This window comes from Pseudomonas sp. PIC25 (genome assembly GCF_002286785.1).
In the GTDB taxonomy this organism is placed as follows: Bacteria; Pseudomonadota; Gammaproteobacteria; order Pseudomonadales; family Pseudomonadaceae; genus Pseudomonas_M.
Genome location: NZ_MUJY01000178.1, coordinates 1 through 23,491 on the forward strand (window position 1 = coordinate 1; position 23,491 = coordinate 23,491).

Annotated in this window: 19 protein-coding genes; 2 read left to right on the forward strand and 17 right to left on the reverse strand. The window is 62.4% G+C overall.

Going from position 1 to position 23,491, the window contains the following annotated elements:
- Positions 1-66: 66 nt before the first annotated feature.
- From BZL41_RS23155 to BZL41_RS23170, 4 genes are all read right to left on the reverse strand, one after another.
- A complete protein-coding gene (locus BZL41_RS23155; protein WP_095601439.1) occupies positions 67-2,049 on the reverse strand; it encodes a DUF1302 domain-containing protein in 1,983 nt (660 codons plus the stop codon).
- A gap of 282 nt (positions 2,050-2,331) precedes the next feature.
- Positions 2,332-3,978, reverse strand: a complete 1,647-nt coding sequence (locus BZL41_RS23160) for a methyl-accepting chemotaxis protein (protein WP_095601440.1) — start codon at positions 3,976-3,978, stop codon at positions 2,332-2,334.
- A gap of 290 nt (positions 3,979-4,268) precedes the next feature.
- Positions 4,269-4,733 (reverse strand): DUF3859 domain-containing protein, encoded by a 465-nt coding sequence (locus BZL41_RS23165; protein ID WP_095601441.1) that lies wholly within the window; start codon positions 4,731-4,733, stop codon positions 4,269-4,271.
- A 73-nt stretch (positions 4,734-4,806) separates the two neighbouring features.
- Entirely contained in the window at positions 4,807-5,829 is a 1,023-nt protein-coding gene (locus BZL41_RS23170; RefSeq protein ID WP_095601442.1) for an amidohydrolase family protein, read from the reverse strand.
- A 110-nt stretch (positions 5,830-5,939) separates the two neighbouring features.
- Between BZL41_RS23170 and BZL41_RS23175 the strand changes: the two genes are divergently transcribed.
- The gene (locus BZL41_RS23175) at positions 5,940-6,800 is read left to right on the forward strand and encodes a pirin family protein (protein WP_095601443.1); all 861 of its coding nucleotides are present in this window, start codon (positions 5,940-5,942) and stop codon (positions 6,798-6,800) included.
- A 5-nt stretch (positions 6,801-6,805) separates the two neighbouring features.
- Here the strand turns inward: BZL41_RS23175 and BZL41_RS23180 are convergent, their stop codons facing one another.
- The 5 genes from BZL41_RS23180 to BZL41_RS23200 all read right to left on the reverse strand — a co-directional run bounded on the left by BZL41_RS23180 (position 6,806) and on the right by BZL41_RS23200 (position 12,075).
- Positions 6,806-7,591, reverse strand: coding sequence for a dienelactone hydrolase family protein (locus BZL41_RS23180; RefSeq protein WP_095601444.1), 786 nt, complete (start codon positions 7,589-7,591; stop codon positions 6,806-6,808).
- Between the two features lie 228 nt (positions 7,592-7,819).
- Positions 7,820-9,718 (reverse strand): molecular chaperone HtpG, encoded by a 1,899-nt coding sequence (gene htpG / locus BZL41_RS23185; RefSeq protein ID WP_095601445.1) that lies wholly within the window; start codon positions 9,716-9,718, stop codon positions 7,820-7,822.
- Positions 9,719-9,820: 102 nt separating this feature from the next.
- On the reverse strand, positions 9,821-11,074 hold the full coding sequence (locus BZL41_RS23190) for an MFS transporter (protein ID WP_095601446.1): 1,254 nt from the start codon (positions 11,072-11,074) through the stop codon (positions 9,821-9,823).
- Positions 11,075-11,155: 81 nt separating this feature from the next.
- Positions 11,156-11,602 carry a PaaI family thioesterase gene (locus BZL41_RS23195; protein WP_084333818.1) on the reverse strand — a complete coding sequence of 149 codons (447 nt, stop codon included), beginning with the start codon at positions 11,600-11,602 and terminating at the stop codon, positions 11,156-11,158.
- Positions 11,599-12,075 (reverse strand): PaaI family thioesterase, encoded by a 477-nt coding sequence (locus BZL41_RS23200; RefSeq protein WP_095601447.1) that lies wholly within the window; start codon positions 12,073-12,075, stop codon positions 11,599-11,601. The genes BZL41_RS23195 and BZL41_RS23200 overlap by 4 nt, the downstream gene beginning before the upstream one ends.
- Positions 12,076-12,214: 139 nt before the next feature.
- Here BZL41_RS23200 and BZL41_RS23205 point away from each other — a divergent pair, with 139 nt between their 5' ends.
- Positions 12,215-12,499, forward strand: coding sequence for a hypothetical protein (locus tag BZL41_RS23205; protein ID WP_174706202.1), 285 nt, complete (start codon positions 12,215-12,217; stop codon positions 12,497-12,499).
- Between the two features lie 67 nt (positions 12,500-12,566).
- Here the strand turns inward: BZL41_RS23205 and BZL41_RS23210 are convergent, their stop codons facing one another.
- From BZL41_RS23210 to BZL41_RS23245, 8 genes are all read right to left on the reverse strand, one after another.
- Entirely contained in the window at positions 12,567-12,959 is a 393-nt protein-coding gene (locus tag BZL41_RS23210) for an MAPEG family protein (protein ID WP_095601449.1), read from the reverse strand.
- The gene (locus BZL41_RS23215; protein ID WP_084333822.1) at positions 12,956-13,690 is read right to left on the reverse strand and encodes a DUF599 domain-containing protein; all 735 of its coding nucleotides are present in this window, start codon (positions 13,688-13,690) and stop codon (positions 12,956-12,958) included. The genes BZL41_RS23210 and BZL41_RS23215 overlap by 4 nt, the downstream gene beginning before the upstream one ends.
- Before the next feature lie 92 nt (positions 13,691-13,782).
- Entirely contained in the window at positions 13,783-15,102 is a 1,320-nt protein-coding gene (gene brnQ / locus BZL41_RS23220) for a branched-chain amino acid transport system II carrier protein (RefSeq protein WP_095601450.1), read from the reverse strand.
- Between the two features lie 324 nt (positions 15,103-15,426).
- Complete coding sequence (gene sucD / locus BZL41_RS23225; RefSeq protein WP_084333824.1) at positions 15,427-16,314, reverse strand: succinate--CoA ligase subunit alpha; 888 nt, start codon at positions 16,312-16,314, stop codon at positions 15,427-15,429.
- A complete protein-coding gene (gene sucC, locus BZL41_RS23230; protein WP_084333825.1) occupies positions 16,314-17,480 on the reverse strand; it encodes an ADP-forming succinate--CoA ligase subunit beta in 1,167 nt (388 codons plus the stop codon). Before sucC ends, sucD begins: the two co-directional genes overlap by 1 nt.
- A 148-nt stretch (positions 17,481-17,628) precedes the next feature.
- Positions 17,629-19,065 carry a dihydrolipoyl dehydrogenase gene (gene lpdA, locus BZL41_RS23235; RefSeq protein WP_084333826.1) on the reverse strand — a complete coding sequence of 479 codons (1,437 nt, stop codon included), beginning with the start codon at positions 19,063-19,065 and terminating at the stop codon, positions 17,629-17,631.
- A 63-nt stretch (positions 19,066-19,128) separates the two neighbouring features.
- The gene (gene odhB / locus BZL41_RS23240; RefSeq protein ID WP_095601451.1) at positions 19,129-20,346 is read right to left on the reverse strand and encodes a 2-oxoglutarate dehydrogenase complex dihydrolipoyllysine-residue succinyltransferase; all 1,218 of its coding nucleotides are present in this window, start codon (positions 20,344-20,346) and stop codon (positions 19,129-19,131) included.
- Positions 20,347-20,412: 66 nt separating this feature from the next.
- Positions 20,413-23,244 carry a 2-oxoglutarate dehydrogenase E1 component gene (locus BZL41_RS23245; protein ID WP_095601452.1) on the reverse strand — a complete coding sequence of 944 codons (2,832 nt, stop codon included), beginning with the start codon at positions 23,242-23,244 and terminating at the stop codon, positions 20,413-20,415.
- Between the last annotated feature and the right edge of the window lie 247 nt (positions 23,245-23,491).

Consider the following 23,491-nt stretch of genomic DNA (forward strand, 5'->3'; position numbering starts at 1 on the left):
CAACCGAGGACTAAACATGAGCCTCTCAAATCGTCACAGGCAGAGCCGGTGACTCATGACCACGTCCTAAGGACGTGGTTTCCCAAGTTCAAATGAATACTTGGCCGTCAGCGAGACATTGTCGCGGTCGCGCAGGCTGTTATTGCGCCCGGCGCCGTAGTACTGGGTGTACTGCAGGCCGACCTCGAAGCTGTTCAGGTAGCTGGCATCGAGCCCCAGGGCGTGCGCCTTGCGCCCTTCGATGAAATTGCCGGTCCGGTCGGAATTGCCTTTGAAGTCGTGCTGGAACACCACGTAGGGCGACAGTTTTACGCCGGCATAGACATCGTTCCAGCTACCGCTGAGCACCAGTGTGTAGCCGTAGCTGTCACGGCTGATCTGGTCCGAGTCGTTGTTGCGCGAGTCGATGTAGGCCTTGTCGGTCGCGCTAACGAAGCGCCTCCGGGTTCCATCCCAGGCGGTGTATGCCAGGCTGCTGCCACGGATGTGCTGGGAGGCCAGTTCGGCCATGCCGAACAGCGAGTCGAAACTCAACGCCGGACCGAAGTTGTAGATCGTCGACAGCGAGACGTTGAAGGTCTCCGCACGCTCGTAGTTCTCGAACAGGCTGCCCCGGCAGAGCATCTTCCCGGCCACCGGCGTGCACGCCTGGCCGGCCGGAACGGTGCCGTCCCAGACATTGCTCACACCGGTCAAACTGGGAATCAACACATCGCCGAGGATATCGTCAGTGGCGGCGATGCTGATCGGCATGTTCGGCCGGTAGGTGATTTCCCCGGACACCGAGGCATCGCCTAGGGTGGTGGCAAAGCTCAGGCCGTACAAGCGGATGTCTTCTACGTAGTCGCGACGGGCCTCGGCATTGCCGGCCATGTCCAGGGTCGCCAGGCCAGGCAAGGCCTCCGGCGGCAGAAACGCCCAGATCGGATCGCTGCTGTCCACGCCTTGGTAATCGCGCAGGTCGACGGCAATCTGCGGCTCCTTCGCGTGGTAGTTGATGAAGTAGAAGCCGAACTCGGTGGCGTTCAGGCTCTCGGCGACGTAGCGGAAGGCCACGCCAAACTGGCCATCGTCACGAGCCTCGATGTCCCTGCCAATGTTGGCCACCTTGAAGGTGCCGGTCTCTGCATCGATATAACTATTGGGTCCGTAAGGGCCCCGGCCGAGCCCACCCAATTGCAGACCGGCCGCCAGCGGATAGGCCGCCAGCAGATCGGCCAGCAGCGGATCGTCGAAGCGGGTATAGGCGGCCTCGCCGCCGTCGGCGAACAGATCGGTATCGGAAAAGAAAGTCCCCACCGGATCGAGCCGGGTTTCCTTCCACTTCCACTGGTAGAAGGCTTCCATCGACAAGCTGTCGCTCAACCCCAGGCTGAAACTGAGTGCCTCCACCGGCACCAGCACCTCCTTCACCTCCGAGCCCGGCAAGTGGAAACGGGTGGCGTCGAGGGGGTTGGTGGCGTTGATGCCGCCCCGGTAGAAAATGCCCTCCCCCCAGTTGAACACTTGCCGCCCCAGACGGGCGCTGAGCGGTTGCTCGTACAGGTCCCAGGAGCCGGCCAGATAGGCATCGAGGATTTCCGCCTTGCGCCCGGCGATATGACGGGTGTCGTCAGTGAAGTGGTCGTCGTGGGGATAGGCCTGGCTGGGTCGCTGCGCGCCGTCGGTAGTGGAGTAGTAGTCGTTGCGCCGGTCCATGATGCGCGTGTCGTAATGCGCGGTGCCGCGCACGAAGGCCGAGTAGTTGCGGTAATTCAGCGTCAGCTCGGAGGTGGCCTTGTAGACCTCGGAGACGACACCAGTATCGAAATTCCGGTTGCCGTCGTCGGCATTGATATCGGAAATATTCTCCTTGTCGCGCCCCTCGACACGCCACATGACACCGTAGGACAAGGTGGTATCGAGGGAGCCGCCGATCTCGTTGTCGGCCAGGCTGAATTCCATAGCCGACGCCGGATCGATGAGCAGCAGGGAACATACGCCGAGCACGGCACCCACCGCCTGACGGGGTTTGGAGTGCACGCCGCAGACACAGGAATGACGGAGCATCGCTGGAACTCCTGGACGGTCAAGGCAGTTGGCCGATCCTGGGAGGCGGCCTGTTCTTTTTGTTTTGGCTACCGGGGCCCGACAGTGCACCAGGCATTCGGCAGATACTGCATTCCGCTGCGCTCGTTGGCGGGCGGCACATGCACTTGCGAAAGCAAATCTAGCACGAACGTACCATAACGCAACGAGTCCTTCTGTTTTGCCGGCTGCTCATGGGGAGAACGAAACGAAAACAGCCCCCCGTACCGGTCGATACGGGAGGCTGTTTCCAAGGCCGGGCGGTCAGACCTGGAAGCGCCTGACCTGCTGTTGCAGGGTGCTGCCCAGGCGGGCCAGTTCGTTGCTGGAGGCCGCTGTCTGTCCGGTGGCGGTCGCGGACTGGTCGGCGATATCGCGCACCTTGGTCACGCTGCGATTGATCTCTTCCGCCACGGCGCTCTGCTCTTCCGCCGCCGTGGCGATCTGCCGGACCATCTGCTGGATGTTGGCGATCATCTGAGTGATGGTCACCACGGCATCACCGGCATTGCCGACCCCCGTGACGGTCTCGTCGGTGAGGCTGCGACAGACTTCCATCATCCCGGCCGCCTCCTCCGCGATCCGCTGCAGGCTGGCGATCAGCCCTTCGATTTCCTGGGTTGCGCCCTGGGTACGCTTAGCCAGGTTACGTACCTCGTCGGCGACCACCGCAAAACCGCGCCCGGCATCCCCTGCCCGGGCTGCCTCGATGGCAGCATTCAAAGCCAACAGGTTGGTCTGGTCGGCGACCGACTTGATCACATCCAGCACCCCGCCGATATGCTCGCTTTCCTGCTTCAGGCGAGCCATGGCACCGGCCGACTGGATGACCTCCGCAGCCAGCCGCTCGATCTGCACCAAAGCCTGCTTGGCCATCTTCTCGCCCGTCTGCGCCTGTTGGTCTGCGGTCAGGGCGGCGTTGGCCGCATCCTCGGAATTTCGCGCCACCTCCTGCACTGTCGCCGCCATCTCGTGGATCGCCGTGGCCACCTGGTCCACTTCCAGTTTCTGACTGGTCACTCCCGCGCTGCTTTGCTCGGTAGCGGCCGACAGTTCCTCGGCGGCACTGGAAATGATCTCGGCGGAACTGCGCACCTGACTGATCAGGCCGCTCAGGTTCCGCTGCATCTCGCCGAGCGAGGCCAGCACGCTACCAGCCGCGGCCGCCTCGATACCGGAAACCGGGCGCATGTCGCCGGATGCAACACGTTGGGCGGCGGCGGACAGGTCGGCCGGTTCGGCACCGAGGGCGTGGGTCAGGCTGCGGGTAATCAACAAGGCAAGCGCCACAGCAATGCCGATCGCCAGCACGCAAACGCCCACCAACAGATTGCGTTGCACGGCATAGCTTGCGTTAGCCGTCTCCTCGTTGGCTTTCGCACTGGCTGCACTATGTTGCAGGTAAGCCTCGACGGCTTTTACCAACTCCGCCAGCAAGGGACGGCACTCGGCATTCATCTTGGCGACTGCTGCTTCTCGCTCGCCCTTCACGGCCAACGCGACGATATCCAGAGCAACTGGGCCGTAAAGCCCTTCCACCCTGATGATTTCAGCCATCAGTCTCTCTTCATCACGTGCCTCTTCCCCGGCCTGAGCAATTGCCGCTCTGAGCCGTTCCAACATGTTGTGTACTTTTTCATGAGCCTGGACAACTTTCAGCCGCTCTTCCTCACGCTCGGCCGGCGTCGAGACCAGAACCATATTGCGCGCCGAAATGGCCCGCTGGTCGGCCGCCATCATTAGCTCCGCGGCCAGGTTGTTGCGCTCGCTGACGCCATGGACGTAGGAAGAAAAACGCTGGTTGGATTCGCCCAGTTCCATGAGCGACAGGAGCGAAACGACGAGGAGGATCAGAGTGAGCAGACCGAAACTCAGACCGAGTTTCGCTTTTACAGACAGATTGCCAGCCATAGGGCCACCTTTCGCAAGAAGTGAACTTAGCGGGGCCGTCCTTTCCTTACAACGAAGCGGCGTTGTAATTGATCAATCTAGCCTGACTTTGGCGACTTGCCCGATCGCTCGACCGCGATTGCCCCTCGACTGGCCATCGGCCTGCCCAGGGCATTCTTTATGGGGGCGGAGAAGGCCGACGATGAACGGTCGGCTGGAGAGGCCTGCTCAGCGCAACGGCAGGCCAGGAAGAAGTGATTCGACGAGACGAGCAACCGGGCGAGGCGATGCGCTCGACTCGCCCCTCCTCATCAACGCACGTTGAAACGTTGCTCGGCCAGCTTGCGGTCGCCCTGGAACACCATGAAATGCCATTCGCCGGGCACCACTTCATGGGATTCGGTGAACTCGTAGGCCATGACATCCAACGGCGCCTCCGGCACCAGCTCTTGCACGACTTCGAACTTGTCGTGACGCTTGCCGTCCGGGGTAATCACACCGGGGGTGAAATAGATCAGAGTCAACGGCGTGTCGTCGGCACGCTTGTCCGCCAGGGAATAACGCATCCCGAACTTGCTACCGAGGCGGGCCGGGATGTCCTGGGTCTGGCGAATCTGCTCGTTGCTGCGGGTGAGCACACGCTCACCGGGCTGGACGTCTTGGTACTGCCGCTCGAACAGACCGTACTCGACCGGGCCATCGACTCGGACATCGGCGCCGGCCAGGCCGGCGAAAGACAACAGCGCAACCAGCACGCTCGGCGGGAGGTATTGCATTCTCATGCTCCTTGGTTCGAGATGGCGCGAGCCTATGACGCGGGCATGACAGGCTGATGACAATCCGCCACGTTCAGCGCGGCAGTTCCGCCTGGACCCGTCGCGGCAACACGGCGAGGAAATTGTCGCGCGCTACCTTCCGCGCGACCTCCTCGGGCAATGCATCGAGGAACGGATCGAAGGCATGCAGGTATTCGTCGAGCCCATCGAAACGGCCGACCACATCGGAGCCCAGCATGAAGCGCGAGGGATAGCTACTGACCAACTGCACCCAGTCCGGGTCGGGTTGCCCCTGTGCATTCAGCAGATAGGGGCGCAGGACCGTCCAGGACAGATCGATGTACAGGTTGGGGTAGTCATCGAGCATCCGTTTCAGGGTCGGCAGGAGAAAATCCAGCTTTTCCTGGTGCCGATGGATTTCCATGCTGGTGCCGGCATGCGCCCAGATGAAGCGGACATGGGGATGGTTGCGCAACGGCTCTTCGATTTCCTGCAAGTAGAGCGGGTTCTTCTCGCGCTTCGAGGTGATGTTGGAGTGCACCATCACCGGCAGGTCGAACTCGGCGGCCAGGTGATAGACCCGGGTCAGTGCCTCGTTGTTGGCGCGCGGGGTATCGCCGTAGGTCAGCGCGGTGAGATCGTCGTGACGCGTAAAGATTTCGCCCAGCCCCTGCCAGAAACCCGGCTCCAGCTCGAGCATGCGGCGAATGTGCGCGTCGGCGTTCTTGTCCGTGGGGTTGAAGCCCGAGAGGAAGGGATGCAGGCGCTGCCGCTGCTCCACCGGCAGTTTCTTCACCGCCGCTGCCACCAGCACGTCGGTGGCGCTGTACCAATAGGCGCCGGCATCGTCCCCGGCGTAGTAGCGCGGTCGCTTGGGCTCGTCCTCGTGCCACTTCTTAGCCACCGGGATACCGGAAATCATCGCATGGTCGATGCGCCCCTTCGCCATCGCCTCCAGCAGCGAGTCCATGCCACCGCTTTCCTGGAAGAAGTCGACGTAGTGGAGGTGCGCATCGCTGTAGTGGTATTCGCGTGCCGACACGCCAGTGGCAACGGCTATCAAGATCAAGGCGAGAGCGGTCCGGATCGTTGGCAATGCGTTTCCTCCCAGGTTGAGCCAGAGTAGACCGCTGCCGCTTCGCCAGGTTCGAACCCACCTTGCCCGGCGAACCCGCTATGCTGCTGACGAATACAGCGAGGACCACCATGCCTACCCGCCTGATCGCGCCACGCCCGGACCTGATCGCCGGCCAATCCATTCTGCGCGCCCTGCCGGTGGCCCAATGCCGCAGCATTGGCCCTTTCGTGTTCTTCGACCACATGCTGGCTACGACTTACCCGCCGGGCAGCGGCCTGGATATCCAGCAGCACCCGCATATCGGGCTCTCCACCCTCACCTATCTGTTCGAAGGCGAATTGCTGCACAAGGACAGCCTGGGCTCCGAGCAGATCGTCCGGCCCGGGGACGTGAGCTGGATGACCGCCGGCTCCGCTGTCGCCCATGTCGAGCGCACGCCTTTGGCGCTCCGAGCGAGCGGCTCCCAGTTGCATGGATTGCAGGTCTGGCTGGCGTTGCCGCGGAGCCTGGAAACCTGCGCACCGGCCTACAGCCACCATGCAAGGGCCAGCCTGCCGCTCAGCGAGCAACTCGGCGTGCGCATCCATCTGATCGCCGGCCAGGGCTTCTGCCTGGAATCGCCGGTACCGGTCCACAGCCCTTGTCTGTATGCCGATCTGCGCCTGGAAGCCGGCGCAACCCTGCCGTTGCCAGCGGAGCACCAAGAGCGGGCGCTCTATGTAATCGACGGCGAAGCGCTGCTGGACGACCTCGCCTTGCCGCCGCATTCCCTGGCCATCCTGGAACCAGGAGAAAGCCCGTTGCTCAGCGCCTGCGGCAGTTGCCATGCGGTAATCATCGGCGGGGCGCCCTTGGATGGGCCGCGTCGGATGAACTGGAATTTCGTCGCCAGCGATTCGACTCTGATCGAACGGGCCCGGCAACGCTGGGCCGAAGGCGACTGGCCGCGCGTACCGGGCGAAACCCAGCGGATCGAACTGCCCGATTGAAAACCTCAGCGGGGCGCAAAGACTTCGTCGAAGAAATCATTCATCGCCCTGAAGGCACGGGCAGCGACTACCGGATGGTATTCGTTGCGCCCTGGCACGTTGGCTACCGGGTTAGTGAAGGAGTGCACCGCGCCGCCATAGCTGACCAGTTGCCAGTCGGTCTTCGCCGCCTTCATTTCCTCGATGAAGCCGTCGACCTGCTCCTTGGGTACGGCGGGATCGTCCGCCCCGTGCAGTACCAGAATCGGTGCCTTGATGTTCTTCGCATCGGCCGGGTTCGGTGTATCCAGGTTGCCGTGAAAGGACACGAAGCCCTTCAAGGATGAACCCGAACGAGCCAACTCCAGGATGGCTCCGCCTCCGAAGCAGAAGCCGATGGCTCCCAGTTGGCCCTTGCTCAGGGCCACCTTATCGCCCTGACGCTCGAAGACCTCCAGCGCCGCCTGGGTGCGCTTGCGCATCAGCGGCCGATCGGCGCGCAGTGCACCCGCGGCAGCCTTGGCTTCGTCCGGGTTGCTCGGCCTGACCGCCTTGCCGTACAGATCGGCCATGAACACCACGTACTTGTCGCCGGCGGCACGGGCGGCCTTCTTCGCCGAATCCTCGTTGACGCCCAGCCAGTTCGGCACCATCAACAGCCCCGGTCGTGGCGCCTTCACCGCATCGTCATAGATCAGCAGGCCCTCGTAGGGCTCGCCATCGATCTCGTACGGCACCGGCTCGACCACCACGCCAGCCTCGGCCAATCCGGCCAAACCGGCGAATACCAGGGGAAGCAGCCTCTTGCTCATCGTCTCGTCCTCCGTCACGGTCCAGACAGACAGCGTAGACATTGAACGGGAATCGCTTTCAATCAGGACGTCACAAAGCATTACAGGGCCCTGCGAGGCGAATGAGTATTGCACAGCAGGCAGGCTCGGCTCTCCGTCGTAGACAAATCCATACGCCCAATGACTGCTACCCCAACCTCAAATGAAAAAGGCCCGCCATGCGGGCCTTCCTCAAGCAAGCTGAGGCAATCAGGCCGAAAGCTCGACCAGCAGCTTGTTCAGCCGGCGCACGTAGCTGGCCGGGTCTTTCAGGCTGTCGCCCGCCGCCAGCGCGGCCTGGTCGAAGAGAATGTGCGAAAGATCGGCGAAACGATCCTCGTCCGGCTCGGCATCCAGCTTCTCGATCAACGGGTGGGCCGGATTGATCTCGAAGATCGGCTTGGACTCTGGCACCTTCTGTCCGCTGGCCTCGAGAATCTGGCGCATCTGCAGGCCGAGATCCTGCTCACCGATGGCGAGGATCGCCGGTGAGTCGGTCAGGCGGTGCGACACGCGTACTTCCTTGACCTGTTCGCCCAACGCGCCCTTGAGACGCTCCAGCAACCCTTCCTTGGCCTTGGCGATCTCTTCCTGGGCCTTCTTGTCCTCTTCGGTGTCCAACTTGCCGAGGTCCAGGTCGCCACGGGCGACATCGACGAACTGCTTGCCATCGAACTCGGTGAGGTAGCTCATCAGCCACTCATCAATACGATCGGTGAGCAGCAGGACCTCGACACCTTTCTTGCGGAACACTTCCAGGTGCGGGCTGTTCTTGATCTGCGCGTAGGATTCGCCGGTCAGGTAGTAGATCTTGTCCTGGCCCTCCTTCACGCGGCCCAGGTAGTCGGCCAGCGAGACGCTCTGTTCGCCGGACTCGTCAGCGGTGGAAGAGAAACGCAGCAGGCCGGCGATCTTCTCCTTGTTGGCGAAATCTTCCGCCGGGCCTTCCTTGAGCACTTGGCCGAACGCCTTCCAGAAGGACTTGTACTGCTCCGGCTCGTTCTTCGCCAACTTTTCCAGCATATCCAGGACGCGCTTGGTCAGCGCCGACTTCATCGAGTCGATCACCGGGTCCTTCTGCAAAATCTCGCGGGAGACGTTCAGCGAGAGGTCGTTGGAGTCGATGACGCCCTTGATGAAGCGCAGGTACAACGGCAGGAATTCGTCGGCCTGGTCCATGATGAACACGCGCTGCACATAGAGTTTGAGGCCCTTGGGCGCTTCACGATGGTACAGGTCGAACGGCGCACGGGCCGGCACGTAGAGCAGCGAGGTGTACTCCAGCTTGCCTTCGACCTTGTTGTGGCTCCAGGTCAGCGGATTCTCGAAGTCGTGGGCGACGTGCTTGTAGAACTCCTGGTATTCCTCGTCCTTCACTTCGGTACGCGGGCGAGTCCACAGCGCGCTGGCGCGGTTGACGGTTTCCCATTCGGGCTCGGCCGGCTTGTCCTCGCCGTGATGTTCCTTCGGCAATTCGATGGGCAGAGCGATGTGATCGGAATACTTCTTGATGATGTTGCGCAGACGCCAACCGTCGGCAAACTCGTCTTCGCCCTTTTTCAGGTGCAGGACGATACGGGTGCCGCGCTCGGGCTTCTCCACGGTCGCGACATCGAACTCGCCCTCGCCCTTCGAAGACCAGTGCACCCCTTCGCTCGCCGGTGCGCCGGCTCGGCGGGTGAAGACATCCACCTTGTCGGCGACGATGAACGCCGAATAGAAGCCCACGCCGAACTGACCGATCAGGTGGGAGTCCTTCTTCTGATCGCCGGACAGGTTCTTAAGGAAGTCGGCGGTACCGGACTTGGCGATGGTGCCGAGGTGAGTGACCACCTCTTCGCGGCTCATGCCGATGCCATTGTCTTCGATGGTGACGGTCTTGGCGTCCTTATCGAAGCTCACGCGAATCTTGAGGTCCGCCCCGCCCTCGAGCAGTTCGGGCTTGGCCAGGGCCTCGAAGCGCAGCTTGTCGGCGGCATCGGAGGCATTGGAGACCAGCTCGCGGAGGAAGATTTCCTTGTTCGAATACAAGGAATGGATCATCAGGTGCAGCAGTTGCTTCACCTCGGTCTGGAAGCCCAGCGTCTCTTTTTGAGTCTCCACACTCATGGTCGTCTAACTCCACTTGGATGGCAGGCCGCAACTGCGGCGGATGCCATCCAGATGGGGGCTTTGCCTGGGATTTCAAGTGCTTGGCCAGAAGACCCGCAATCAGGGCTCCAGCAACTCGATCCGGGCGATATCGTCCGGGCGCAGGCTGAAGTTCGCCTCGCCTGCACCGTTCATGTTGCGCCGGATCAGCACATGGCCTTCGTTGTCGAGGCCGACGAAACGTCCCTGGACGGTGCCGCCGCGCTCGTTGACCAGTCGCATCGCGAGGTTCCGGTAGTGGTTGGGATTGCTCAACAGGCGCTCCAGGGAGAAACGCTGGCGGCGGTCGGCGGGACGGGCGGCATCGGCGGTTGGTGCCTGGGCCGGGCGGTTCTGCTCGGCGGAGGCGGTCGTCGCCTGGGGCGGCGGAAGCGGCGGGAAACGATCCCCCTCCACCATCCAGCCGCGCGAACCGGCCTTGCTCAGACGCAACGGCAAGTGCTCCGAGCGATAGTCGATCCGGGCATCGACCTCGAGCTCAAGGGACTTGGCCGGCAGCGTCGGGGTCGGCAGCGCGGTCAGCTCCACCGCACGGGTAGCGAAGCGGCGCTGCAGATAGTCCTCGATCACGTAGGCCAGGGTGTCCCTGGAGTCGTAGGTGGTGTCCACCTTGCCATCGTCGCGATAGCGCAGGCGGTCGGTGAACAGTTCCACGGTGCCGCTCAGGGTGGTCTGGTATTGCGGCGGCAACACAAGGTGGAAATCGCCCACCAGCCGATTCGGCGCTTCCGGCTTCAGATCCAGATGCAGCGTATAGCCGCGGCTCAATCGGCGGGCCTCCGGAAGTTCCTGCTCGGGCAGCAGCCAGCTCACCTCGACTTCCGGCAGCTTGCCGGCGTCCTGCGGCAGGACATCCAGGCGAACGCCGTCTTCCGTCGCCCGCGGCAAGCGGATGCTCAACTCGCGGCGAGCGAAGAAATCCTGCCCCTCACGCAAACTGAGGATGCCGTCGATCAGCTCGCCCCGCTGCGGTGCGAATGGCTCGCCGTTCAGCTCGCCATGCAGACGGATCGCCAGCTCGGCCGGCGCCTCCTGCTGTGGTTGCAGCCAGCGCATGGCAACTATCGCCTCCAGGCGTGCCGCATCGTGGTTGGCCAACAAGGTCATGCCCACCACCAGCGGAATCACCCCCAGGGCCGCCAGTAGCACGGCCTTGCGCGCCGTGCGCCAGTGCCGCAGGACGTAGATCAGGGTGATCGGCGGCAGCAGGCTGCCGAAGCCCCAGAGCAGGCCGGTACCGAAGGCCAGCATCACCAGCCAGACCAGACCGGCCAGCATCAATAACAGACCGCCGAGAATCAGCAGTGCATCCATCCGGAATTCCTTGTAATGGCCGCCCTTTGCGTCGCGGAACGACGCGCTCTTTCAGGCGCCGCAATCTGGCAGCGCCGGGCATCAGGGCCCGTCCACCTTGAAATGAGCGCGCGCCGTCGCGATGGGTTCGGCTTGGGTTGTCTGCCAGGCGGTGATGGCGACGTTCGCCACACGGCGTCCCTGTCGCCAGACCTGGCATTGAGCGAAGGTGTCACGATAATGACCAGCGCGCAGGTAATCTATGGAGAAGTCGATGATTTTGGGCAAATGTGGAATGCCCATGAACATCAACAGGTGAAGCATGGCCGCATGCTCCATGAATCCGGCGATCACGCCGCCATGGATGGCCGGTAGGATCGGGTTGCCGATGGTGTCCTTGCTGGCCGGCAGACGGAACACCAGGTCGTCGCCCAGCCGCAGACACTCGACGCCGATCAGCTTCGCGTAGGGAATCAGGCCGAGCAGTTGGTCGTAGTCGTTCTTTTCCCGGGCCTCGCGCACCAGGGTATCGAAATCCAGGCCGCTCATGCCGCACCGCCTTGAATGTCGCGCTTGAGCCCCTGCCCACCCTGGGCGGCCTTGCCCATACGCATGAAGGTACCGACCACATGGGCGATCGGCTGCTGCGGGTCGTCCTGGTAGGCGAAGCCACGCGTGAAAATGATGTTCGGCGTGACCCGATAGCATTCGGCGAACCCATAGACATCCTTGTGCGGCTCGGCCGGGTGCATGTAATCGATGCGCAAATCCAGGGTCGGACAGATTTCGAAATCGGACAGCGCGCAGACCGTGGAGATACCGCAGGTGGTATCCATCAGCGTGGTAATCGCACCGCCATGAATCACGCCGGTGTCGGGGTTCCCGATGATCGAGGTGCTGTAGGGCAGACGCAGGGTCAGGCCATGGCTGTCGGCCGCCTCCACCGCTATTCCCAGGACCTGGCAATGACGAAGGGCAGAGAGGAAACGCTGGGCCCGCTCGAGGATAACGCTGTCGCTCACGATCGGTTCTCATACATCAAATTCGAGGCGCGCATCATACCTTCTTGTAGAGATACGCCGCAGCGAAATGGGAACTTAATCACATTTTCCAGCTCGAAAATGCCGCGAACGGGACATGCCCGTTGTTTGGAGAATGATCATGCAAAAATCCCTCACCTACGCCCTGCTGTTTGCCGCGACGGTCGGCCTGGCCGCTTGTGAGAAGACTCCGGAAGACAAGATGCAATCCGCCAAGGAGTCCGCTTCCGAAGCCATCGAGAACCTGGGCGACGCCGCCGAGGAAAGCAGCGAAGCCGCTGAGCAGAAGGCCGACCAAGCGCTGGGTAACGAGCCCACCACCGGCGAGAAGATCGAAGAAACCGCCGACGATGCCGCCGACGCCATTGAAGAGGCGGGAGACGAAGCGAAAGACGCCGCCAACTGACGGCGTCTCATCGGGAGCGGATTCGTCACAGCAGGCCGGCACCCGGCGCGAACGAGTCCGCCGTCCGTCAACGCAATGCCGGGCTCACCATGAGCACCAGGCAGCACAGCAGGCCGATACCCCAGATCACACTGCGCTGCCAGTGCAAATCAGCCCAGTAGCAAATCAAATAAAGCACCCGCGAAATCACGAAGGTCACCGCCAGCGCGTCGATCAGGAACCCCTGCGTCTGGGTGGTATGCGCCATCAAGACTCCGGCCACGAATAGCGGGAAGATTTCGAAGCTGTTCTGGTGAGCCGCCAGCGCGCGGGCACCGAATCCGGTCAGCCGGGCCTGTTGGGCACGCGGATGGCGATTGTCGTATCCCCGCCCCTCCTCGCTCATCGCCTTGGCAACGGGTGCCTTGGCCAGGTAGATCAGCAGCGCACTGATGAACAAGCACCAGAATGGAATCGTCATTCGCTTTTCTCCTTGAGCGGCTCGGCCGCGGGGGTCTGGGTGTAGACCATCACTTCCAGTACGTCCGAATGGAACTCACGTCGATACAGCACCACTACCACGCCGGCGGTGATCAGCATGAAGAACCAGGGATTGATGAACCAGGCCAGCATCGACATGCCGAAATAATAGGCACGCAGGCCGAAGTTGAACTGGTTGGCGGCCATGGAGATCACTCGCGCGGCGCGTTCGGCGAAAGCCTTACGCTCCTGCTCGGTAACATGCCGCTCGCCGACCATCGGCGCGGACCCCACCAGCACGGCAGCGAAGTTGTATTGGCGCATGCACCAGCTGAAGGTGAAGAAGGCGTAGACGAACACCATCGCCAACCCCAGCAGCTTGATTTCGGACATCTCCCGGGTCGCCGCCTGGACGAACGGAAGGTCAGCCAGCAATGACACCGCGCGATCGGACGCCCCGAGCACAGTGAGGATGCCGGCGAGAATGATCAAGGTACTGGAAGCGAAGAACGACGCGTTGCGTTCCAGGTTGCCGATCACGTTGGCATCCCCGATGCGGTTGTCGCGCAGCAGCAGGCGACGCATCCAGTCCTCCCTATAGAGGTGCAGGACACTGGCCAGGCAAGGGGTGTCGCGGCCCTTCCAGGTGGCGTACCGGGTATAGCCGATCCAGCAGACAAGGAACCAGAAAATGGCGAGAAGATGGGGCAGATAGCTTTCAGCGCTGAACATGGATTCTCCTTGCGGGCTCGCCGATTATAGACAGCGCTGGCTTTTCGCAAGCCACAAAAAAGGCCGCGTCGGCGGCCTTTTTCGTTCGGTGCTTATCTCGAAGCCAATGCAGCCTTCGGTTTCCCCAGGATGCGGTCGAACACCGCCGCCAGCACCAGTGTCGCCAGCGCCGGAATCAGCCAGCCAAGGCTCTGTTCGGCCAATGGCAGACGACTGATGAAACTCGGTATCAAGTCCTGACGTCCAGTCGCGGCGATCCCGTCGAAAACGCCGAAGATCAAGGTCACCGCCATCACCGGTACGAACACCAGGCGCTGCGACAGCCACAGACGATCCAGCAGGCTCAGCGCGACCAGCACGATGGCCAACGGATAGAGGCCGACCAGAACCGGCACCGAAACACTGATCAACTGGGTCAGCCCCTGGTTGGCGACACCCAGGCTGAACAAGCCGAAGAGAATGACTACGGTGCGGTAGGAGACTGGCAGCAGGCCGCTGAAGAACTCTCCGCAGGCGGTCAGCAGGCCGACTGCGGTGGTCAGGCAAGCCAGCGTGATGACCACGGACAGCAGCAGACTGCCGGTCGTGCCGAAGGTGTGCTGGACGTAGGTTGTCAGAATCTGCACGCCATTCTGCGCGTCACCGGCAATCCCCTGGCTGGTGGCGCCGAGGTAAAACAGCGCCATATAGACCAGCGACAGGCCGACGGCAGCGATAATCCCTGCCACCACTGAATAGCGCGTCACCAGGCCCGCATCGCTTACGCCGCGGTCACGGATCGCCGTGGCGATGACGATGCCGAACACCAGAGCACCCAGGGTATCCATGGTCAGGTAGCCCTGCAGGAAACCTTGCACGAACGGTGCGGCCTGATAGCTGTCGGAGGTCACGCCGACCTCCCCGGCCGGCGCGAACAGTGCAGCGCCACCCAGCACCAGCAAGGCAGCCAGAAGGACCGGGGTGATGAACTTGCCGATGCGGTCCACCAGGCGCCCCGGATTGAGCGAAAGGAACAGCACGGCGACGAAGTAGGCCAGCGTATAGAGCAGTAGCGGCATACCGCTGTTGCCGGTGAACGGCGCCACGCCCATTTCGAATGACACCACGGCGGTACGCGGTGTCGCGAACAGCGGGCCGATCGCCAGATAGACCGCCACGGCGAGAAGCGTACCGGCGGACTTGCCGAGCGGTGCGGTCAGTCGCTCCATGCCACCCCCTACCCTGGCCAGGGCCACGACCGTCAGCAACGGCAGGCCGACGCCGGTGAGGAGGAAACCGAAGGCCGCCTGGCCCATGTTCTGCCCGGCAGCCATACCGGCGCTCGGCGGAAAGATGATGTTGCCCGCACCCAAGAACAGCGCGAATGTCATGAAGCCGAGGGCCAGCAGATCCAGACCTTTCAAACGAATCATTTCGGGAAATACCACATGCAGGAAATCGTCATTGCAGAGGGTCTCCCCTTGGGGTCGAGGGAAACGTCATCCTTCCGGTTGGGAGGGACCATGGAAAGCGCCTGCTACCCCTGGGTAAGAAGGTCGGCGCGGCGAAGGCGGCACCTTAATGGAAACGGCCGCATTCAGCGACTGCTGGCTGTCCGACGCGTCGAACCGCCAATGGCGGATGTCGCAAATCTGTAAATAGTGTCCGCTTGGTCAGAATTCCTAACGGCCTCGAAAGTATTCCCCCAAACGAAAAAGGCCACCCGAAGGTGGCCTCTCTCAACAGTCACGTCGACCTCAGGCCTTCTTGACTTCCCAACCGGTCAGCTCGGCCAGGGCCTTGCCGATGTCGGCCAGGGAACGCACGGTCTTCACACCGGCATCCTGCAGGGCGGCGAACTTCTCGTCCGCGGTGCCTTTGCCGCCAGAGATGATCGCGCCGGCGTGGCCCATACGCTTGCCGGGCGGAGCGGTGACGCCGGCGATGTAGGAAACCACCGGCTTGGTCACGTTGGCCTTGATGAAGGCAGCGGCCTCTTCCTCGGCGGAACCGCCGATCTCACCGATCATCACGATCGCTTCGGTCGCCGGGTCTTCCTGGAACAGCTTGAGGATGTCGATGAAGTTGGAACCCGGGATCGGGTCGCCGCCGATGCCCACGCAGGTGGACTGGCCGAAACCGGCGTCGGTGGTCTGCTTCACGGCTTCATAGGTCAGGGTGCCGGAGCGCGACACGATACCGACCTTGCCCGGCAGGTGGATGTGACCCGGCATGATGCCGATCTTGCACTCACCGGGAGTGATCACGCCCGGGCAGTTCGGGCCGATCAGGCGTACGCCCAGCTCGTCACACTTGACCTTGGCTTCCAGCATGTCCATGGTCGGAATGCCTTCGGTGATGCAGACGATCAGCTTGATGCCGCCGAACGCCGCTTCCAGGATCGAGTCCTTGCAGAACGGAGCAGGAACGTAGATGACCGAAGCATCGGCGCCGGTCGCTTCCACGGCTTCCTTGACGGTGTTGAACACCGGCAGGCCGAGGTGGGTGGTGCCGCCCTTGCCGGGGGTCACGCCGCCGACCATCTTGGTGCCGTAGGCGATGGCCTGTTCGCTGTGGAAAGTACCCTGGCTACCGGTGAAGCCTTGGCAGATGACTTTGGTGTCTTTGTTGATCAGGACGCTCATTACTTACCCTCCGCGGCCTTGACGACCTGCTGGGCAGCGTCGGTCAGGCTGGTTGCCGCGATGATGTTCAGACCGCTTTCGGCCAGGACCTTGGCGCCCAGCTCAGCGTTGTTGCCTTCCAGGCGGACGACCACCGGAACCTTCACACCGACTTCCTTCACGGCGCCGATGATGCCTTCCGCGATCATGTCGCAGCGCACGATGCCGCCGAAGATGTTCACCAGAACGGCCTTCACGTTGCTGTCGGACAGGATGATCTTGAACGCTTCGGTCACGCGCTCTTTGGTCGCGCCGCCGCCAACGTCCAGGAAGTTGGCCGGCTTGCCGCCGTGCAGGTTGACGATGTCCATGGTACCCATGGCCAGGCCGGCACCGTTGACCATGCAGCCGATGTTGCCTTCGAGAGCGACGTAGTTCAGCTCCCACTTGGCGGCATGGGCTTCACGCGGATCGTCCTGGGACGGGTCGTGCATGGCGCGCAGCTTCGGCTGGCGGTACAGGGCGTTGCCGTCGATGTTGATCTTGGCATCCAGGCAGTGCAGGTTGCCGTCCTTCTTGATCACCAGCGGGTTGATTTCCAGCAGGGCCAGGTCGTAGTCCTGGAACAGCTTGGCGAGGCCGGTGAAGATGTGCACGAACTGCTTGATCTGGTCGCCCTGCAGGCCCAGCTTGAAAGCCAGCTCGCGGCCCTGGTACGGCTGAGCGCCGACCAGCGGGTCGATGGTGGCCTTGAGAATCTTCTCGGGAGTCTCGTGGGCGACTTTCTCGATCTCCACGCCACCCTCGGTGGAAGCCATGAAGACGATGCGACGGCTGGAGCGATCGACGACCGCACCGAGGTACAGTTCCTTGTCGATATCGGTGCAGGATTCCACCAGGATCTTGCTGACCGGCTGGCCATTGGCGTCAGTCTGGTAGGTCACCAGACGCTTGCCGAGCCAGTTGGCGGCGAAGGCTTTGGCGTCTTCTTTGCTCTTGACCAGCTTCACACCGCCAGCCTTGCCGCGGCCGCCGGCATGCACCTGGGCTTTCACAACCCACATGTCGCCGCCAATCTTGTCGCAGGCCTCTGCAGCCTCTTCCGGGGTGTCTACGGCAAAGCCCTTGGATACGGGCAGGCCGTATTCAGCGAACAGCTGCTTACCCTGATATTCGTGGAGATTCATGCTTGTCTACCGTCTTCGTTTAGGTATTGCGCATTTCGGCGCTGCGCTTATGGCGCCGCGCCACCTGTGACCGCCCTGGGGCGGTCCGGCGGACGTTCCGCGGTGAGCCGCACGGCTCACGACGGGCAGCCCGCCGTGGTTCTTTGCCTCAGCGCTTCTTGCGATTGGCAATGTGAATGGCGTGGCCATTCACCGCCAGAGCCGCTTCGTGCAACGCTTCGGACAGGGTCGGGTGCGAGAACACCATCATGCCGAGGTCTTCGGCGCTGGTGCCGAACTCCATGCCGATCGCGCCTTGCTGAACCAGCTCGGCAGCGCTCGGGCCGATCACATGCACGCCCAGCACGCGATCGGTCTTGGCATCGGCGATGACCTTGACCAGACCGGCGGTGTCATTGGCAGCCATGGCGCGGCCGCTGGCGGCGAACGGGAAGGTACCGACGTTCACTTCGACGCCTTCGGCCTTCAGGGCCTGCTCGGTCTTGCCGACCCACGCGATTTCCGGGTGTGTGTAGATGACCGACGGGATCAGGTCGTAGTTCATCTGGGCCTTGTGGCCGGCAATGCGCTCGGCGACCATCACGCCCTCTTCCGAGGCCTTGTGCGCCAGCATCGCGCCGCGCACCACGTCGCCGATGGCGTAGACGCCCGGTACGCTGGTGGCGCAGTAGTCATCGACGAAGATGAAGCCACGCTCATCCATGTCCACGCCGCTGTCGGCAGCCAGCAGATCGGTGGTGACCGGACGACGGCCGACCGCGACGATCAGCTTGTCGAAGGTCATCTTCTGCTCGCCCTGAGCGTCGGTGAAGCTCACGGTAACCTGCTTCTTCTTGACCTCGGAGCCAGTCACGCGGGCACCCAGACGGATGTTCAGACCCTGCTTGGTGAGGATCTTCAGGGCTTCCTTGGAGATCTGCTCGTCGGCAGCCGGGAGGAACTTGTCCATGGCTTCGATGACGGTCACTTCCGCCCCCAGGCGGGCCCAGACGGAACCCAACTCGAGGCCGATGACGCCTGCGCCAATAACGCCCAGCTTCTTCGGCACGGCCTGGAAGTCCAGGGCGCCGGTGGAGTCGACGATGACGTCCTGGTCGACCGGAGCCGGCGGAATGTCGACCGGCTTGGAACCGGACGCCAGGATCACGTTGGTGGCTTCGATGACTTCAACCTTACCGTCACGGCCAGTCACTTCGACCTGCTTGTTAGCCAACAGCTTGCCATGACCTTCCAGCAGGGTGACGCCGTTCGCCTTGAACAGGGTGGCGACGCCGCCGGTGAGGTTCTTCACGATGGTGTCCTTGCGGGCCACCATGGAGGGAACATCGATGGTCACGCCCTTGGCTTCGATGCCATGGACTTTGAAGCCCTCGTGGGCCTCGTGGTACTTGTAGGAACTGTCCAGCAGCGCCTTGGAGGGGATGCAGCCGACGTTCAGGCAGGTGCCGCCCAGAGCGGTCTTGCCGTCCTTGCCCTGATATTTCTCGATGCAGGCGGTCTTCAGACCGAGTTGCGCGGCCTTGATCGCCGCCACATAGCCGCCAGGACCGGCACCGATGACTACCACGTCGAATTTCTGGGTCATAACTCATTCCTTCTCGGATGAAACCGGACGGCCCTTCTCGGGCCGCCGTGGAGAGAAGCTGGCTCAGATGTCCAGCAGCAGGCGTGCCGGGTCTTCCAGCAGATCCTTGATGGTGACCAGGAAGCTCACGGCTTCCTTACCGTCGATCAGACGATGATCATAGGACAGCGCCAGGTACATCATCGGCAGGATCACCACCTGGCCATTCACCGCCATCGGGCGCTCCTGGATTTTGTGCATGCCGAGGATCGCGGTCTGCGGCGGGTTGACGATCGGGGTCGACAGCAGCGAGCCGAATACACCACCGTTGGAGATGGTGAAGGTGCCACCGGTCATGTCTTCGATGGTCAGCTTGCCGGCCTTGGCCTTCTTGCCGAAGTCGGAGATGGTGCCTTCGATTTCCGCCAGGCTCATGTGCTCGGCGTTACGCAGCACCGGAACCACCAGGCCACGATCGCTGGACACGGCGACACCGATGTCCTGGTAGCCGTGGTAGACGATGTCGTTGCCGTCGATCGACGCGTTGACGCCCGGGAAGCGCTTCAGCGCCTCGGTGGCCGCCTTGACGAAGAAGGACATGAAGCCCAGGCGCACGCCGTTGTGGGTCTTCTCGAAGAGGTCCTTGTACTTCGAGCGCAGGTCCATCACCGGCTTCATGTTGACCTCGTTGAAAGTGGTCAGCATGGCCATGGAGGACTGGGCTTCGACCAAGCGCTCGGCGACCTTGGCGCGCAGGCGGGTCATCGGCACGCGCTTCTCGACGCGGTCGCCAGCGGCGAACATCGGCGCTTCGGCAGCCGGAGCGGCGGGCTTGGCAGCCGGGGCAGCGGCCGGAGCGTTCTTCTTGGCCTCGACGGCGGCGACCACGTCTTCCTTGGTCACACGACCACCTTTGCCGGTGCCGGCAATGCTGTTCGGGTCGATACCGTTCTCTTCGGCCAGCTTACGGGCGGCCGGAGACAGGATCTGATCTTCGGCGGCAACAGCCGGAGCGCTGGACGCAGCGGCAGCCGGGGCGGCTGCGGGGGCAGCAGCGGCAGCGCCGCCTTCGGTCAGCTTGCCGAGCAATTCGCCGCTCAGGACAGTGTCGCCCTCGTTCTTCACGATTTCGGCGAGCACGCCGTCCGCTTCGGCGAGCACTTCCATGACCACTTTGTCGGTTTCGATGTCGACGATCAGCTCGTCACGCTTGACGGCATCACCCGGCTTCTTGTGCCAGGTAGCGACGGTGCCGTCGGCAACCGATTCCGGGAAAGTGGGGGCTTTGATCTCGATAGCCATAGTAATTCCTATTGATTCGGTTTCTTCGTCGAGACGGCCGCAACGGCCGTCTCTCATCTGAAGGCGTTAAACGGTAAAGGCGTCCTGCAGCAGTTTTTCCTGCTGTTCCGCATGCATCGAGGCGTAACCACACGCAGGCGCGGCCGACGCTTCACGACCGGCGTACTCGAGGAACAGGGTCTTCTTGTGCGCGGTGGCGACACGGCGCATGTGATGCTGGCTGCAATACCAGGCACCCTGGTTCATCGGCTCTTCCTGGCACCAGACGATATGCTTGAGGTTCTTGTACGGAGCCAGAACCTCGGCCAGATCATCTTCCGGGAACGGATAGAGCTGCTCGATACGCACGATGGCGATGTCGTCACGACCTTCGTTGCGGCGCTTCTCCAGCAGGTCGTAGTAGACCTTGCCGCTGCACAGGATCAAGCGCTCGACCTTCTTCGGATCGATCGGGTCGATTTCCCCGATGACTGTCTGGAAGGAGCCTTCCGCCAGATCTTCCAGCGTGGAGATGGCCAGCTTGTGACGCAGCAGCGACTTGGGCGTCAGGGCCACCAGAGGCTTGCGCAGCGGGCGGATCACCTGGCGGCGCAGCATGTGGTAAACCTGCGCCGGCGTGGTCGGTACGCAGACCTGGATGTTGTGCTCGGCGCACAGCTGCAGGTAACGCTCCAGGCGCGCGGAGGAGTGCTCCGGCCCCTGCCCTTCGTAGCCGTGTGGCAACAGCATGGTCAGGCCGCACAGACGGCCCCACTTGTGCTCGCCGCTGGTGATGAACTGGTCGATCACCACCTGAGCGCCGTTGGCGAAGTCACCGAATTGGGCTTCCCAGATCACCAGCGCGTTCGGCGTGGTAGTGGCATAGCCGTATTCGAAGGCCAGTACGGCTTCTTCCGACAGGTAGGAATCATACAGATCGAAGCGCGGCTGCTTCTCGAACAGGTGCTGCAGCGGCAGATAGGTGCTCGCGTCCTTCTGGTTGTGCAACGCGGCATGGCGATGCGAGAAGGTGCCACGACCGACGTCCTGGCCAGTGATGCGAACCGGGTGGCCTTCGAACAGCAGAGTTGCATAGGCCATGGTCTCGGCATAACCCCAGTTGATCGGCAGCGCACCGGCGCCCATCTTCTGGCGATCTTCGAGAATCTTCGCGACCTGGCGCTGGACGACGAAGCCTTCCGGAATCTCCAACAGCTTGGCCGACAGTTCCTGCAGCGTCTTCAGATCGAAGCGGGTGTCGTGACGCGCGGTCCAGGCATGTCCCAGGTAGGGACGCCAGTCGACGAACAGCTCCTTGTTCGGCTCCTTGACCAGGCTCTTCACCACATGCAGACCGTTGTCCAGAGCACTGCGGTACTCGTCAACCTGCGCCTGGACGCGCTCGTTGTCGAGGACGTTGGCCTGAATCAGGGTGTCGGCATACTGCTCACGGGTGGTGCGCTGTTTGGCGATCTGCTGGTACATCAGCGGCTGGGTGCCGCTCGGCTCGTCCGCTTCGTTATGGCCACGACGGCGGTAGCAGACCAGGTCGATGACCACGTCACGCTTGAACTGCATGCGATAGTCGACAGCCAGCTGGGTCACGAACAGCACCGCTTCCGGATCGTCACCGTTCACGTGGAAGATCGGCGCCTGGATCATCTTCGCCACATCGGTCGCGTACTCGGTGGAGCGCGCGTCTTCCTGGCGGCTGGTGGTGAAGCCGACTTGGTTGTTGATCACGATGTGGATGGTGCCGCCCGTGCGATAGCCACGGGTCTGCGACATCTGGAAGGTTTCCATGACCACGCCCTGGCCGGCGAATGCCGCGTCGCCGTGGATGGACACCGGTAGAACCTTGTCACCGCTCGGATCGTTGCGGCGATCCTGGCGAGCGCGTACCGAACCCTCCACCACCGGCGAAACGATTTCCAAGTGGGACGGGTTGAACGCCAGAGCCAGGTGAACTTCCCCACCCGGGGTCATGACGTTGGAAGAGAAACCCTGGTGGTACTTCACGTCGCCGGAGCTGAGACCTTCGACCTTCTTGCCTTCGAACTCGTCGAACAGGTCGCGCGGGTTCTTGCCGAAGGTGTTGACCAGCACGTTCAGGCGGCCACGGTGGGCCATGCCGATCACGATTTCCTGGGTGCCGTAGGAACCGGAACGCTGGATCACTTCGTCCAGCAGCGGGATCAGGCTCTCGCCGCCTTCCAGGCCAAAACGCTTGGTGCCCGGGTACTTGGTGCCCAGGTACTTTTCCAAACCTTCGGCGGCGGTCAGGCGCTCGAGCAGGTGCGTACGCACTTCGGCAGAATATGCCGGGCGGCCACGCACGCTCTCAAGACGCTGCTGGAACCAACTGCGCTGCTCGGAATCGACGATATGGGTGAACTCGGCGCCGATGGTGCGGCAATACGTCTGTTGCAGGGCCTCGCGAATTTCGCGCAGACTCGCTTCATCCTTGCCGATAAACAGGCCGCCGGTACGGAAAGTGGTATCCAGGTCGGCGTCGGTCAGACCGTAGTGATTGATCGACAGGTCGGCCGGTGCGGGGCGCTGCCAGAGACCCAGCGGATCGAGCTGGGAAGCCTGATGGCCACGCATGCGGTAGGCCTGGATCAAGCGCAGGACTTCGACCTGCTTCTTCTCATGCTCGCTGCTGACGCTGCCAGCGGAAACCGGCTGAGCGCGGCGCTGGTTCTTGGCCAGGAGTACGAAATGATCGCGAACCGTAGAATGCGAAACGTCGGTGGCGGCGTTGCCGTCGGCGGGCAGCTTCTGGAAGTAGGTGCGCCACTCTTCGGGCACAGCGTTGGGATCGTGCAGGTAGAGCTCATAGAGCTCTTCCACATAGGCAGCGTTACCACCGGATAGGTGGGCACTGTTCCACATGCGCTGCATTACGCTTTCTTGCATGCTTGGTCACCCTCGGTAAGGGGACACCACCGGCGTGGAAACCGCAGCCTGGTCATTTTCCCAAGTCCTGAAGCAGCGACTTCGGTCAAGCCACCACGGATCCCGCAGATAGTCCGGGTACCAGCCCGGATGCCCCTGCTGGTCATCATATTTTTCAAATGAGAACCGCGGCTTTGTGGGCTACGGTTCGATTAAAACTACGGCGCCGGGTTCAACGCCAGCGCCGCAGGTGTCACAGGTAAAACCG

Coding starts and splice junctions, on each gene's coding strand:
- BZL41_RS23215 (WP_084333822.1), bottom strand. CDS start 13,690: ATGTTCAGCGCTGAAAGCTATCTGCCCCATCTTCTCGCCATTTTCTGG.
- BZL41_RS23165 (WP_095601441.1), bottom strand. CDS start 4,733: ATGCAATACCTCCCGCCGAGCGTGCTGGTTGCGCTGTTGTCTTTCGCC.
- odhB (WP_095601451.1), bottom strand. CDS start 20,346: ATGGCTATCGAGATCAAAGCCCCCACTTTCCCGGAATCGGTTGCCGAC.
- BZL41_RS23245 (WP_095601452.1), bottom strand. CDS start 23,244: ATGCAAGAAAGCGTAATGCAGCGCATGTGGAACAGTGCCCACCTATCC.
- BZL41_RS23205 (WP_174706202.1), top strand. CDS start 12,215: ATGCAAAAATCCCTCACCTACGCCCTGCTGTTTGCCGCGACGGTCGGC.
- lpdA (WP_084333826.1), bottom strand. CDS start 19,065: ATGACCCAGAAATTCGACGTGGTAGTCATCGGTGCCGGTCCTGGCGGC.
- BZL41_RS23180 (WP_095601444.1), bottom strand. CDS start 7,591: ATGAGCAAGAGGCTGCTTCCCCTGGTATTCGCCGGTTTGGCCGGATTG.
- BZL41_RS23155 (WP_095601439.1), bottom strand. CDS start 2,049: ATGCTCCGTCATTCCTGTGTCTGCGGCGTGCACTCCAAACCCCGTCAG.
- BZL41_RS23190 (WP_095601446.1), bottom strand. CDS start 11,074: ATGGATGCACTGCTGATTCTCGGCGGTCTGTTATTGATGCTGGCCGGT.
- sucC (WP_084333825.1), bottom strand. CDS start 17,480: ATGAATCTCCACGAATATCAGGGTAAGCAGCTGTTCGCTGAATACGGC.
- htpG (WP_095601445.1), bottom strand. CDS start 9,718: ATGAGTGTGGAGACTCAAAAAGAGACGCTGGGCTTCCAGACCGAGGTG.
- brnQ (WP_095601450.1), bottom strand. CDS start 15,102: ATGATTCGTTTGAAAGGTCTGGATCTGCTGGCCCTCGGCTTCATGACA.
- sucD (WP_084333824.1), bottom strand. CDS start 16,314: ATGAGCGTCCTGATCAACAAAGACACCAAAGTCATCTGCCAAGGCTTC.
- BZL41_RS23195 (WP_084333818.1), bottom strand. CDS start 11,602: ATGAGCGGCCTGGATTTCGATACCCTGGTGCGCGAGGCCCGGGAAAAG.
- BZL41_RS23175 (WP_095601443.1), top strand. CDS start 5,940: ATGCCTACCCGCCTGATCGCGCCACGCCCGGACCTGATCGCCGGCCAA.
- BZL41_RS23160 (WP_095601440.1), bottom strand. CDS start 3,978: ATGGCTGGCAATCTGTCTGTAAAAGCGAAACTCGGTCTGAGTTTCGGT.
- BZL41_RS23210 (WP_095601449.1), bottom strand. CDS start 12,959: ATGACGATTCCATTCTGGTGCTTGTTCATCAGTGCGCTGCTGATCTAC.